At 55.6% G+C, this 12,103-nt stretch carries 15 protein-coding genes and 1 pseudogene; 6 read left to right on the top strand and 10 right to left on the bottom strand.

From position 1 onward, the window contains the following. The first annotated feature begins 31 nt into the window (after positions 1–31). Positions 32–304, top strand: a complete 273-nt coding sequence (locus tag BSG09_RS18990) for a hypothetical protein (protein ID WP_092935930.1) — start codon at positions 32–34, stop codon at positions 302–304. A 301-nt stretch (positions 305–605) separates the two neighbouring features. On the opposite strand, the gene BSG09_RS18995 is transcribed toward BSG09_RS18990, so the two are convergent. The 5 genes from BSG09_RS18995 to BSG09_RS19015 form a co-directional block, all read right to left on the bottom strand. Then, positions 606–2,303: a sensor histidine kinase gene (locus BSG09_RS18995; RefSeq protein WP_092935932.1), complete on the bottom strand. Its 1,698-nt coding sequence runs from the start codon at positions 2,301–2,303 to the stop codon at positions 606–608. A gap of 90 nt (positions 2,304–2,393) precedes the next feature. Further along, positions 2,394–2,618 carry a HalOD1 output domain-containing protein gene (locus BSG09_RS19000; protein ID WP_092935952.1) on the bottom strand — a complete coding sequence of 75 codons (225 nt, stop codon included), beginning with the start codon at positions 2,616–2,618 and terminating at the stop codon, positions 2,394–2,396. Then, entirely contained in the window at positions 2,611–3,546 is a 936-nt protein-coding gene (locus BSG09_RS19005) for an ArdC-like ssDNA-binding domain-containing protein (protein ID WP_092935934.1), read from the bottom strand. Before BSG09_RS19005 ends, BSG09_RS19000 begins: the two co-directional genes overlap by 8 nt. 182 nt (positions 3,547–3,728) lie before the next feature. Further along, positions 3,729–4,238 (bottom strand): hypothetical protein, encoded by a 510-nt coding sequence (locus BSG09_RS19010; protein WP_092935936.1) that lies wholly within the window; start codon positions 4,236–4,238, stop codon positions 3,729–3,731. After that, entirely contained in the window at positions 4,238–4,777 is a 540-nt protein-coding gene (locus BSG09_RS19015) for a winged helix-turn-helix domain-containing protein (RefSeq protein ID WP_175542265.1), read from the bottom strand. Before BSG09_RS19015 ends, BSG09_RS19010 begins: the two co-directional genes overlap by 1 nt. A 334-nt stretch (positions 4,778–5,111) precedes the next feature. On the opposite strand from BSG09_RS19015, the gene BSG09_RS21785 reads away from it, so the two are divergent. Both BSG09_RS21785 and BSG09_RS19025 read left to right on the top strand, forming a co-directional pair. After that, complete coding sequence (locus BSG09_RS21785; protein ID WP_394328134.1) at positions 5,112–5,252, top strand: hypothetical protein; 141 nt, start codon at positions 5,112–5,114, stop codon at positions 5,250–5,252. Then, positions 5,249–5,662, top strand: a complete 414-nt coding sequence (locus tag BSG09_RS19025) for a type II toxin-antitoxin system VapC family toxin (RefSeq protein ID WP_092935940.1) — start codon at positions 5,249–5,251, stop codon at positions 5,660–5,662. The genes BSG09_RS21785 and BSG09_RS19025 overlap by 4 nt, the downstream gene beginning before the upstream one ends. Positions 5,663–5,705: 43 nt before the next feature. Here BSG09_RS19025 and BSG09_RS19030 read toward each other — a convergent pair whose 3' ends face one another. Beyond that, positions 5,706–6,077, bottom strand: a complete 372-nt coding sequence (locus tag BSG09_RS19030; RefSeq protein ID WP_092935942.1) for a hypothetical protein — start codon at positions 6,075–6,077, stop codon at positions 5,706–5,708. Between the two features lie 18 nt (positions 6,078–6,095). Next, a complete protein-coding gene (locus tag BSG09_RS19035) occupies positions 6,096–6,821 on the bottom strand; it encodes an E3 ubiquitin ligase family protein (protein ID WP_254799213.1) in 726 nt (241 codons plus the stop codon). A gap of 310 nt (positions 6,822–7,131) precedes the next feature. Here BSG09_RS19035 and BSG09_RS21040 point away from each other — a divergent pair, with 310 nt between their 5' ends. Beyond that, positions 7,132–7,290 carry a hypothetical protein gene (locus tag BSG09_RS21040; RefSeq protein ID WP_175542266.1) on the top strand — a complete coding sequence of 53 codons (159 nt, stop codon included), beginning with the start codon at positions 7,132–7,134 and terminating at the stop codon, positions 7,288–7,290. 441 nt (positions 7,291–7,731) lie between these two features. Here the strand turns inward: BSG09_RS21040 and BSG09_RS19040 are convergent, their stop codons facing one another. The 3 genes from BSG09_RS19040 to BSG09_RS19050 all read right to left on the bottom strand — a co-directional run bounded on the left by BSG09_RS19040 (position 7,732) and on the right by BSG09_RS19050 (position 9,088). After that, on the bottom strand, positions 7,732–8,016 hold the full coding sequence (locus BSG09_RS19040; RefSeq protein ID WP_175542267.1) for a HalOD1 output domain-containing protein: 285 nt from the start codon (positions 8,014–8,016) through the stop codon (positions 7,732–7,734). A 24-nt stretch (positions 8,017–8,040) separates the two neighbouring features. Further along, positions 8,041–8,403, bottom strand: a complete 363-nt coding sequence (locus tag BSG09_RS19045; RefSeq protein WP_092935946.1) for a DUF7344 domain-containing protein — start codon at positions 8,401–8,403, stop codon at positions 8,041–8,043. 163 nt (positions 8,404–8,566) lie between these two features. Then, positions 8,567–9,088: an Lrp/AsnC family transcriptional regulator gene (locus BSG09_RS19050; protein ID WP_092935948.1), complete on the bottom strand. Its 522-nt coding sequence runs from the start codon at positions 9,086–9,088 to the stop codon at positions 8,567–8,569. 170 nt (positions 9,089–9,258) lie between these two features. Between BSG09_RS19050 and BSG09_RS21790 the strand changes: the two are divergent. Both BSG09_RS21790 and BSG09_RS19060 read left to right on the top strand, forming a co-directional pair. After that, positions 9,259–10,144: pseudogene (locus BSG09_RS21790) on the top strand (transposase); the annotation flags it as partial. Positions 10,145–11,040: 896 nt separating this feature from the next. Beyond that, positions 11,041–12,015, top strand: a complete 975-nt coding sequence (locus BSG09_RS19060) for a hypothetical protein (RefSeq protein WP_092935950.1) — start codon at positions 11,041–11,043, stop codon at positions 12,013–12,015. Positions 12,016–12,103: the final 88 nt, after the last annotated feature.

Here is a 12,103-nt window from a genome sequence, read left to right on the forward strand (position 1 = left end):
ATGACTGTCGAAACAACCAGACAGAACTGCAATGGCTCGCGTCACAGATCCACGGCCACCACTTCCGGAGTGGATTCTCGAGTGCTACGACCGGCTGTGTACGCAGGCATGTCGACCAGATGCTGGCGAAGACAGTGTTCTGCTGATCGACTACGACGACGCCATCGACGTGCTGGTCACCGATGCAGAGCTGGCGCTTGAAAAACGAGATGTCGAGCACGCACTTACTCGGCTGCTCGAGCGGGGCTACTTCTACGAAGTCGAGGATGAACTTCGGGTCACATCGCCGGAAGAACAGTGTTAGCGACTGCTGGTTCTATTCGGATTACAAATATGGCGTGTTCTATCACACCGGGAGTACGTCAAAGAGAGGGAACGGCCGTTTCGAGTGGTGCTGGTAGCGAAATATCCCGGTCCCGCCGGGACCGACACCACGGGAACCGCCCTCCCCAATCACCCATCGTTTCAGATCCAACATAAAGTTACCTGTCTTATAATTCATTTTTATTTGAATGTAATTCAAACGTATATGAAATAGGCGACGAAAACCGATTCTATCTTTCCGTTCTGTCACCGTACTGGCTAGGGCTGACGGCCACGCTCTGCTAGAGCTCTTTCCCGTACTCGTCGAACAGGGACTCGAACCCGTCGTTGACAACCTGCTGGACGAGTTCAGCGAACAAACTTCGATTATCTGGATCCTCAACAAGCGACCGAAACGAACTCTCGAAGTGATGTCCATGCGAGGGCCGATCCCGACTCGAGGTCTCGTGGGCCACCTCGTGCAACATCACGAGATACAGGTCGTGCATCCAGACGGCACGCTGGCGGCTCGTTACGGCCGAGTCAGTGATCACGATGTATGTCCTGCCGTCGGTCCAGGCATCGGCACTCGCCTCGCCGTAATACACGTCTCGCTCAATCCCAAGCTCGCTTGCTAATACTCGAGCAAAGCGAAGGTACCGCTGCTGGTCGGCGTTCAACTGCGATTCATCTTCAATCCGATGATAGCCCGTCCAGACACCTTCTGACTCTGCTTGCTCGCCAACATCGAACGTCTCTGGCACCGTTATCGATGTGTCCTCGTCGGTGGCGAGGTCGCGAAGCCGTTGCGTCGCCGCATCACTCGTATCGAGGACGACGTAACCACGCTCGACGAGTTTGTCCGCGCCTTTCTGGGCACCGTCGATCCATCCAATCTTCGGGGCCGCCTGGATCTCCTTAAGGCTGATTCGGGACTCGGTTGCCAACTGGAACAGCTTGCGCTCGGCCCACTGCTCGTCCGATGACTCGGACGCCATCGCTTCGATCATTACCTCCCGACTCTCGGCGGTCAGCCGATCGTCCGAAACCTCAGCATACAGATCGTCACGTGCCTGCTCAAGTGCATCGTTGATCCGCTGCCACCGATCACAGCCCGACTGGATGTCGTTGCGGGCAAAGTTCAGCGTCAAGTTCCCTTTCGAGACGACCACACCACCGACTCCGTATTCGCGCTTCGTCGTCACGTACAACCCGTTACTGTAGATCTCGAGTCCCTCGTGAGGCGTGTATTCGAGTGCGAGGATCGCATCGTCGGTTTCACGAGTGAGCGACGGATGTGGAGAGTCCGCCACTACCTCGAGTGGATCGCCGTTGTCGACCGGCTCGCCGTTGATCACGATCGAGACGCCGGTTCGTGACTGCACGTACGCGAAGCGCTTGCGAAGATCACGAACGTAGCGCCGCCACCGGTAGCTGTCCGGGTCCGGAACTTCAGCTGCGTAGTGTTCGATCTCGACGAGCATCCCCTCGAGATGAGGCTCAGCGTCCACGAGCTGGCCGTCGCGACCGCTGACGTCTCCCCACGGCCCAGAGTCGCGTCGGTCCCGGTAGTCGAAACACAGCGCGGTGTCGTGACTCCAGATACGAACGGCACCCTTCGCGATGATCGCACCCTTGCCGATGCCCCACTCGCCGATTGTCTCGTCGTCCGATCGTTGCTTGCTTCCTGCACCCAGCACTGAGAGGTTTCGCCGCCCTTCGGTCGACTCGAGATCGACGCCGGCCCCGTCATCGAGGATGATCGATCGTTCAGGCGAGATGCTGACCAGCACACGGGATGACCCGGGACTGTCGATGCCGTTTTGGACGGCTTCACGGATTGCGTCTGTGAGATCCGCCATCTGGTCTTCGATGAGATACGTTGCAACCCGCTCGTCAGCCGTCATTGTCACGGTCTCGTCAGTCGATGGTTGACTGGCTGGCTTCGATTCAGTCGCTTCGTTCGTGGCGAACTCCGATAACGTCGGATGATCTGTCATGGTGTCCACCCATCTGGCACCACACAAACTGCACCGAGCGGCTACTGCGAAATTGGACTGACTGTTAGTCTGACTCCGCGAACACCTCCACTATGACACCTTGATCACGGCAACATCAGATGGTGTCACTATCACACGGAGTTCACCAATCGAGAATCGAATCTCGAGATCAGTATCGGTCTGTGGGCCCGTCGAGTCTACAAGCCGCTCGAGGGCTTCGGCGTCGATCATCTGCTGTAGTTGGTACTCGTCTCGATCGAGGCCCTGTTCCTCGAGTGCAGTGATGATCTCGAGCAGAAGCGGTCGATCACTCACCATCGGTCACCTCGTTGATGACGTCGATGACCTCCTGGGCGGTCGAACTGATCCGCTCAAGCCGGTCGAGGATCGTTTCGGGCTCGTCACCGTGCCACGCGGCGAGGTAGAACGCTGACCCACTGGTATCCAACTCGAAGTACCGTCCAACGATGTAGCCGACTGCTTCGGCCTCGACTTCGCGCTTTGATCGCTCAGCCTCATCGTCGACGCCGCTGTGTAACAGCGCGTGCGCGTACTCGTGAACGAGCGTGACGGCGAGGTCAGCGTCGTTCTCGCGATCACGAACGGCGACGCGTGGCTGCTTTTGAGGGCGGTACTCACAGATTCCCTTGGCACTCCCATGCGACCAGTCCTGGGGTGGTACGATCTCTACGTCCATCTCGAGTAAGTGTGCTGCCTCGAGAAGTGCGGGGACCAACTCGTCAGCCTGTCCCTTTGCTTCGGTCTCGAGGTCGGGCAGTGGCTCGCCGTCAGTCTGTGAGATATCGAAGACGGGTGCTGGCCGAAAGCCCACGAGTCCTTTTTCCCAGCTGTCCGGCGGTGTCTCGTTGTACTCACAGTCACTGCGCTCGTGGTACGACGGCGAGTTTCCGCAGTCGGGACACTGCTTTGCGATGATGGGTGCCCAGATCCAGATCGCTGTCTCCCCTTCTTTGACGTGTCGGTCAAACTCGTTTTGCCATGTTCGGTAGCCGGCAACGCGTGTTGCCTGCGGACACTGGAGTTTGATCAACAGTGTGTTTCGGTGCGAGTAGTCGTGGAACCGACTCTGGACGTCCAACCACTCTGTGAACTGTTCACTCGAGACGAGGTCATCGACCTCGTCGACGAGGTCCTGGACCCATGCTTCGATCGTACTGTGCATCTCGTCGTGCCGGGTGTCCGAATCGTCGAACGTTTCCCGGGAGCTGCTGCTCGTAGCCATGTTTGATCACTGCTTCTCGAGTCGAGTCGGATCGAATCGAACTGAACTCGAGAAGACCTCCGCCCCTCTGGGGTCTCAAAAATACGCTGGACTTGAGTAGCTGGAGAGTTGTTAGTTAAACAGTCCCGCGGACCTTTACAGGCGGAACAGGTCGGATGTGTTGGGGCCAACCCCGTGACGGGTCACTTGGTGACAGAGACAGATGAGTCGAGTCCAGCAGGGTGTCCGTTCTCCCACTCAACAGCTGAGACTGCATCTGGAAGAGCTGCAAGCCTGTGTGCGACGACATCAAGCGGATGTGAGTCAACAAACTGCGCCGGTTGATGAGTGACAGCCAGTGAGCCATCGTTGACTTGCAAATGAACTGGCCCAAGGTCGTCATGCGTATCGTCCTGATGCCAGCCGACGAGTAGGTTTTGTTCTGGTTCGATCCAGTTGAACCAGTAGTACTCGTATGGGTCTCCGGTCTGCAGTTGAAAGCCGATCTCGATGCGAGCTACTGTTGCTGGATAGTTGCTGTCGCCAAGGTACTGTCGTGGGTTTACTTCGCCGACGACCCGATACGGGCCAGCTTCACGCGGTTCGGAACGTCGTCGACGAACATTGTCGAACTCGCGGCTGAGTCGATTCTGGATACGGTCGTGAAGCCGCTTACTCTGCAAGTTCTTCCGGTTAGCGAGAAAGACAACCATTAGACAAGTGCCGAGTGTGAGTCTGTTTTGGGTGAGGAAAGTTCAACCACATCACCATATAACTGCAATGCATGCTTCACGAGCCCGATTTCCGTGTTGATCGACTCCCACGTCGCGATCACGTTGCGGCGTTCACGAAGTTCGTCGGCCGAGAGTTCGTCTGCAGCGAATTGCTCCCGGAACTCGTTGAGTGACTGGACGGCATACTTGTCTGCCAACTCTTCCTGCTCTTGTTTCAAATCTGTGAGTTGGCTCTCTAGTTCGTCGCGTGAATGCTTCTCGATCAGATTGGTGACCTCATCGAAGAGCATCCGAACGGGGTTCAGATCATACGCTTTTGTTCCATTGACAGTCGTCTCTGTAACCCAGTCATCGCTCTGCAGTCGCTGGAGTTCATCGTCAGCTGTTGCGCGTGAAACATTTGCCCGGTCTGCGATTTCCTGCACTGGCGTAGGCTCTTCCAATAATTCTACGACGTACCGGATACGCTCACGGCCACTCATGTCTTCCCTCCATGACCTTGGATTTGATTCAGCCATCGTACTACCACTTGTACTATGCGACTCAAATAATTTTCTCTAGCTCAAATAATCAAACAGTAGCGATAGCAGTCTAGTACCTGAACTGCACTTTTCGTGGTGATTTTCCATTGCAATCGGCCATCCAGAACAGAGTCAAGTAATTCGGTGTAGAAATGTTACTTATATCAAGTAATACTCTGCCTAATGGTGAGGTGCGTGTCGTCTCTGTCACCGAAAAAGGGCAGGCGACGATCCCCAAGCAGCTTCGGGAGAAACACGGCATTCCTGCGCCAGGACAAGTCAAAGTCCTCGAGAACGAGGGGGGGAAATCATTGTCCGGCCAGTTGGCTCAATGCGAGAGTTCCGCGGTCTCGAGCGGGAGGGCGATGAGGACCGTCCCGCGACAGCGATCCTGCGTGAGGAACGCGAACGCGACAAACAGCGAGCCGATGATGTCGTAGAGCGCTTTTCCAGTGATCCGGAGGACGAATGACGGATACGATCGTTTTTGATACGGAACCGCTTGTTGCCGATCTGGATGATGAGCCGGGGAATAATACTGTCGAAGAGTGGATTGACCGCGTCGCATCTGGCGAGATCGAGGGCTACATCAGTCCAGTAACGAAAACAGAGGTTCTCTACGTTGGGTCTCGAGTCGGGTTTCGCCCTGCTGATGTCCGGGCAAGTCTCGAGCGGCTCGAAGAGTTGGGTGTCACAGTCTTTGACCCTCGAGAGTGTTGGGACAGTGCAGCCGCACTCAAGGAAGCGTATACGATGGCCCTCGGCGATGCATATGCGCTTGCGACGGCCGACGCTGTCGATGGAACACTTCTCGTCGGAGCAGACGATGATTCCGATGAAGTAGAAGATGACACCGTGAGGTTCCGCAATGAGCCAGCTTAGTATGTCATAGAATCAGTCACAGCCGACCAGTAGAACTGATCATCTACTGGTCGTCTTTTTGTTCTTCTTCATTTGCCTTCTTACCAACTGTTCCTTGGAACATTAGCTCATTAGTCGAGTCAATGTCCGCAGTGCCTAGGAACCAGAACCCGACCACTCCAAGACCAATGATCACTTCCCATGAGATGTTTGCTAATACCATGAAGGCCCATAGAAAACATGCCATTCCAACTCCGAAACTACGGGTTGAATCCCGGCGTGTAGTGGCGAACACAGGTGTCGCGCCAATCCCGATTACCAAGCCGGCTACCAGAGAGAGCGTTCCATCGAAGAGAAACACCCCGACAGCTCCACTTATGACGAGAAGAATCCCGCTATTCACCAGATTTAGCGGGTATGTGTCTGTATCAACCATTTGATGACACGTTCACGATTAAATCGACAGGAATGGCGAGACGAGTGAAGCGAGTCCAATCGCGATCATGAGCGCGCCAGCGGCTAGAAAGACGAAACCACTACTCCGTCCTTCCTCTACCAGCGTGGTCTCCGACTTGTCCGAGAGGATGAAGTCATCGTCGGACGTCGGTTCGTCAATTACGTACTCGCGATTGTCCCAACCCGCCTCGGTTTCCCTAGCGGTTCCGAGGAGATAGACATCCTCGCCCGGTTCGAGTGTGCCCTCGAGGTAGCGCCGGCGCTCACCGGTGCTCAATGGGCCGATATCAATGCCATCCGGGAGGTCGAGTGCGGGCTCGTTCTCGACGTACGTGCGGATCTCTTCCGGCGGGTCATCGCCGGCTTCGACTTTCCATTCTGCCTGCTCGAGGTTCAACCCGCCGTCTTCCGGGAGGTCGACTAGTACCTCGCCGGTGCCGTCGTCGATGAACAAGGGTTCGGCCGTCTGGTCCTCGAAGACGGTCTGCCAGTTGCCTGGACCATTGCCGTCTGAGTGCAATTCCTTGACCTCGACGTGGGTGGCTACCGCCTTTGTCCCGCTGATGGGTGACTGCTGGAGGATCGCGTCGTCGGTCCCGTGTACAGTCCCCTTAATCTCGACCGGCCCTGGTTTCAGGTCACGAATCGCTGTCGTCTCGGTTTCCTCCATCCGGGTGCTTTCGGCCCGCTCCGTACGGCCTTTGTTCAATGTGATTAACCCCATCACCACGAACACGAGACTACTGAGCGAAATGACAAATCTGTCGACCATTAATAACGATAACTAATAATATCTACTTTAAGTTTCCCCCTCTTGAGAAGTAAAAGCCGTTCGTGGGTCGATCGACCAGCGAGTTGTCGTTGAAGCCAAGTCGGAAGCCGACGCGCTGCAATCCCAACTCAAGTGCGCCCAAGGCGGCACCGATGTGGCGGTCGTAAACTCTGGCTGAGACAATGCCGAAACACAGCCGGATCTCGAAATCCGCGAGCGGTCGCTGGCAAACGTCTGTGACGCCCTTGGAACACTCCAGCGGGTGCCGGCAGCCGGACTCGGCATCGAGAAACACGAGATACTGCAGCGCATGATCGACAACGCGACTAAACGGGAGTTCATCAGCCTGCTGTGTTCGATCGGCGGTCTGTTGGCCTCTGCCGATCGCCGCGACGAGGAGTGGTATCCGACCGACGACTAAGCGACTGGTTTTCACTCTGTGCGTGGAGTGTCTCGCGAGAACCGGGGCCACGGCACCAATGGGGGCTGGTGCCGAGACATCCAATTTGATTTGGTGGGGTGTCGCGCGATAGTGACGCGACAGACACATATCTATACGCTATTACTATTAATTTTTTGGCTGTGGTATTCAGTCGAAATCCGGTGTGTCTGCGTGTACTCCAACCGCTTTGCACAACCTTCACACCTCGGAGGATGGAAATTGATACGTACCTTTCTTACACGGTGACTGGCGGCGAATCATCTGCACACTGGATGTGCGTATTGACCAGCAAAATGTCTGTCAGGATGGGATTGTACTTAGAGGAGGCTGCTGAATAGATCGTGCGTGGTGGGATTTCCTCCATTCAATTACCTCGTCAAATCAATAGGTGCGATAGATGGGCGTCTTTGGCTGTCGGGTTCACTCGCACTCGCGTAGCCGAAGTGCCCCGTCGCTCGTCACGGTCACGTCCAGTTCCTCGTAGGCGAACGAAATCGAACCGTTCGGGCTCCGTCCGGGATCGGAAGTCGTGAGGAGCCTATCAAGCGCATCTGCTTCTATCGCCGTGTAGATCGGGTCCAGGTCGGTCTTGTCCACGTCGTAGAACGTCGCCACGGCTGCGACGACTTGGAGGGAGAGAGATCTGCCTGTCGGGTCGATTGTCGACCGAAAAACGGTCTCTCGCTCGTCTCCGTGCTGATTCATGACACACTTACCTGGTGTCGCTATTTAACGCTGTCCGGTAGGAGTATCCGACCCAAGTTCGGACCGTCGCGCCGCATCCAAATGAGGTTGTAAGGAGCTGGGATCGTCGACCAGTTTGATTTCTCCAGGATTGGCCTCGTAGGTGACGACGCCACGCTCCGAGAGCATCGGGAGATGTACGTGGTGCATGGCCGAAGCAACCGCATTAAAGGATTCATTGTCGACTGCATCCGGCTCGGTGTCGGTCTCCTTGGCCGCCACCTGAGTGACGAGGTTATCGAATGACACGGGCGCGTCCTGTCGGGTGAGGTGGTAGAGGGCATACCGACGGCGGGTATCAGCCAGTATCGTGAAGGCGTCGGTTATCTCAGTGGATGGTTCAGCCATACTGCGAGGGATGCACTACTTACAAATAAGGTCATCTTTGCCGGTTCTTGATGGGTTTGAATAATCAAAGCTAAATGTCGATTCTAGTTCGATTTCGGAATCTAATACTAGCTCATTTCCAGATTAGACACAATGAGAATTGGAATTTTCAACCAGTACTGGACTACTCTTGACTTGCTGAAATGTCGTCGTCGACCGATTCGTCGGCCTCTGCGTCGGGCTCTTCGCGGGGGTAGAAATGGTTCCAGGGCTGGACCTGCGTTTCGGAGATGATTTCCGAGCTGTTGATGGTCATGCCGAGGCTCGCAAGCTCGTTCCGTATCGTTTCGATCTCGCTGACCGTCGCGGCCACTGCCTCAACGTGGAAATTGCGCTCCCCGCCGAGAAGTTCCCGGGCGGTAACGACGCCTCGAACCTCAAGCGCTTCAGCCGCGACGTCGTCCAGGGCCTCTGGATTAACCGTACACACGAACAGCACGTGGAGTGGGTACCCCGCTTGCTCGTAGTCTATTTCCGGCTGAAAGCCGCGAATTACGCCCTCGTCTGTGAGTTTGTCGAGCCGGTTCCGGACGGTCGTCGAGGTGACGTCCACCGCCTCCGCGATCTCCGTGTCCGTCTGCCGGGCGTCCAACTGTAGTTGGTGGAGGATACTGCGGTCGAGTTCGTCGAGGGGATTGTGGCCCATACGGATCATTCACCATGAAGCGGGAAAATGGCCAGCGTAGCAGCGGTTGCGGGCAGCAGGGACTATTCGAGAGTCCCCGCGACGGTCGCTACAGGTTTGAATGAAATACCGGAGGAGTGTTGGTTACAGCCTCTCTACTGATTGGCTGTGTATGATTCTATGACACGCTATTCGAGCCCAATGACCTCCTTGATGGACTCGATGCAGCTAGTGACCGCCTGCTCTCAGCGATCGCGTCGGAAGCGTCGTTCCGGCGGCCAGTGACGGCGGCGATTGACGTCACGACTGTGCCCTACTACGCCAACGTGGAAGGGATGCCGATGGTCAGCGGGCTAACTCCTGAAGATCGAGCGTTCAAATTTGCGACGCTATCGATCGTCGGTAAGAATATCCCACTCGTACTGGCTGTCGAGCCAGTCCGCGAGAGTTCTGCATGGGACGATAATCCATCGAATCAGGTCCACCGTGTCGTCCGGCGGTTAGTCAAACGGGCGAAAGAGCACGTCCAGATTGAGACGGTGCTATGCGACCGGGAGTTCGATTCAATGCGTGTGTTTCAGACGCTCTCGAATCTCGGTGTGAACTATTTAATCCCGAAGCGGATCACCAGTACTGAACGGGAAACTATCGACACGATGGAAGCAGATGGGCAGAAGGTAGCCGTAGAGAACGTCATTGTTGATGTCGAAACTGGGTCACACCCGATGCGATTTCTGTACGTGCCGTCGACGAAGAGTGACGGTACCACTGTCTTCGCGACGAATCTCAGAGTCGGCCCAGACGAAGCTGAATCATTCTGCCGCCGGTACAGCCGTCGGTGGCCAGATTGAAAACGAGTACAAGTCGATCAAGCATGATTTCCTCGCGAAGACGTCCTCGAAGGACTACCGCGTCAGGCTGTTCTACTTCGTGTTCGCAGTGTTGCTGTACAATATTTGATGACTCACTGATTTCCTGCTGAAAGCGAGTGTCGATGGTGAGATGGAATATGCGCCCGTGCTGACGGCGGGAGAGTGCGTCGAATTAGTCTGTGGAAAGCTCATACCGCCCGATTAGACGGAACCGTCCGCTAGGTCCGCACTTCCTGAGTGGCGACACTCTCGTTCGAGGACAAAACCCACTCAAATATTGAGGTATATCGGTATTTTATTCTCAAAATCCGCTTGCACAGATATTTTTACGGCCATTATAGATATGGAATAACTATAATTGACTCAATTTTTGTACACCCTCCGAAACTGTGAACCTTGGCTGTACGAGTTGTTCGCATCGGTACCCGGGTCATCTCTCGCGAAAAGTGGCCAGTATCACGGCACCGCAGAGGGGGAGTGCGGTGGCCGATGCAGAGAGGCAGGTGTCACGTTGTGGGACACAACAATCAACCGTCACCGCGCTGTAGAATCAATCTTCGGCCGGCGATCACTTGCAATGGAGGGGCCCTGTCATCGTAACCGTTTTCGACAACTACCCGAAGGCTGTGCGTGGCCGTCGCGCTGCTGGTTGCGGTGTGGGGTTCCAAAACGTTGGCCCGTTCTGACATTCCCTTGCACCTTAATGTGATTTCAGAGGAGAGCGTATCGTAGAATCGGTCACAGGCCTATTTGACTCCGTAGTGTACGGTCAGTACAGGGTATGCAGATACCGAGTTACTTGCCTTCTAACAGGCGGAGAATCAGTGAGGGATTATCACACGCTACCGAGATAAATGACCAGTAACGATCCGAGGATGCCAAGAATCCCGGATATAAGCCCAAGTTGTTTCTTATGTTGATTTGTCATACCTGACACCACTCGGTGTGACTGTATATATGTGATGCGACTAACACCTGTTCAGTATACACATCTATTTACTGGCCAATTCACCGCAGCAGTCGGTGGATCAAACCAGTAGAGGTACTCTCTGCTACCCGCCGAGAACAAGATTTAGTCGGGACGGCGCGTAACTTCCCCGTATGCCTTTCAGCGTCAGTTGGCACACGCTTCTCGAGCATCTGGATGAGCTGCCGGCGGACGCGACACTGATTACACCGTTGTCGCACTCTCGCATCCACATCACAGATATCCAGGAACACCGCGTTATCGTCCAGTTCGACGAGTCCAGCGAGAAGCGCCCGCTCCAACGCGATCAGTTTGAGTCGCTGTATCATCAGATACAGACCGCACATGACGGGTTCGACCTTGACCGTCTCCCGCCAGATGCTGACCCGTATCCAGCGGTGTTGAGTGTTCATCCACGGTTCGAGATCGACGAAGATGCGGGTGTGATCGCAGAGACAGACGGACCGACGACGACCCAACTGGCCGACACAGCACACGAACCAGATACCGACGATGACCGCACTGAACCAGACGGCCTGGATATCTACTCGGATGGTCTACTCCTAATCGATGCACTCGAGCGCCACGACGTAACTGACCTGCCTGAGTTGGAGACGGCCACGCTCGTCAATCTCTATACGCTGCTGTCGGATGTCCAGCGTGACGCCAACGACTTTCGCCAGGAGGTCGCTGACGTACTTCTCTCCCGACTCCATCACGACCGGCCTGTCGCCGGTCAGTACGGCTCCGTCCAGCGTACAAGTCGTCGCAACCGCTCGCTCAAAGACGACGAGAAAGTCCTCTCAATGCTCGAGGCAGAAGGGATCGACCGCGAGCGCGTCATGAGTGTTGATCGCCAGAAGGTCGACGAAGCACTCGAGGTGACGACGCTCACCGAGTCCGATGTCTACGAGATCGATGAGAGCGAGTACGTTCGCAAGGCGGAGGTCGACGACGACGTCAAGGAGTCGCGCCTCCAGGGCTTGAAGGACCGACTTGCCGCCAGCGAGGAGACAGAAGCCGAGGAACTGCAACAGGAAATCGAAGCACTCGAAGACCGTATCGATGACCTCACGAGCTTCCGGGCAGGGACGGAGGTACAGGGATGACTGGTGACAGCTTTTGTGGCATCACGTACAGAGCAAGGAATCAGCAGGGTTCCTCCCGGTCGTCCTGCAAGCTGACACTGGCAGTGTC

The organism is Natrinema hispanicum (assembly GCF_900111485.1).
Lineage (GTDB): Archaea > Halobacteriota > Halobacteria > Halobacteriales > Natrialbaceae > Natrinema > Natrinema hispanicum_A.

What these genes read in the sequence shown, in the direction of transcription:
- BSG09_RS18990 (WP_092935930.1), top strand. Translation starts at nt 32, where the DNA reads ATGGCTCGCGTCACAGATCCACGGCCACCACTTCCGGAGTGGATTCTC.
- BSG09_RS18995 (WP_092935932.1), bottom strand. Translation starts at nt 2,303, where the DNA reads ATGACAGATCATCCGACGTTATCGGAGTTCGCCACGAACGAAGCGACT.
- BSG09_RS19005 (WP_092935934.1), bottom strand. Translation starts at nt 3,546, where the DNA reads ATGGCTACGAGCAGCAGCTCCCGGGAAACGTTCGACGATTCGGACACC.
- BSG09_RS19010 (WP_092935936.1), bottom strand. Translation starts at nt 4,238, where the DNA reads ATGGTTGTCTTTCTCGCTAACCGGAAGAACTTGCAGAGTAAGCGGCTT.
- BSG09_RS19015 (WP_175542265.1), bottom strand. Translation starts at nt 4,777, where the DNA reads ATGGCTGAATCAAATCCAAGGTCATGGAGGGAAGACATGAGTGGCCGT.
- BSG09_RS21785 (WP_394328134.1), top strand. Translation starts at nt 5,112, where the DNA reads ATGCGAGAGTTCCGCGGTCTCGAGCGGGAGGGCGATGAGGACCGTCCC.
- BSG09_RS19025 (WP_092935940.1), top strand. Translation starts at nt 5,249, where the DNA reads ATGACGGATACGATCGTTTTTGATACGGAACCGCTTGTTGCCGATCTG.
- BSG09_RS19030 (WP_092935942.1), bottom strand. Translation starts at nt 6,077, where the DNA reads ATGGTTGATACAGACACATACCCGCTAAATCTGGTGAATAGCGGGATT.
- BSG09_RS19035 (WP_254799213.1), bottom strand. Translation starts at nt 6,821, where the DNA reads ATGGGGTTAATCACATTGAACAAAGGCCGTACGGAGCGGGCCGAAAGC.
- BSG09_RS19040 (WP_175542267.1), bottom strand. Translation starts at nt 8,016, where the DNA reads ATGAATCAGCACGGAGACGAGCGAGAGACCGTTTTTCGGTCGACAATC.
- BSG09_RS19045 (WP_092935946.1), bottom strand. Translation starts at nt 8,403, where the DNA reads ATGGCTGAACCATCCACTGAGATAACCGACGCCTTCACGATACTGGCT.
- BSG09_RS19050 (WP_092935948.1), bottom strand. Translation starts at nt 9,088, where the DNA reads ATGGGCCACAATCCCCTCGACGAACTCGACCGCAGTATCCTCCACCAA.
- BSG09_RS19060 (WP_092935950.1), top strand. Translation starts at nt 11,041, where the DNA reads ATGCCTTTCAGCGTCAGTTGGCACACGCTTCTCGAGCATCTGGATGAG.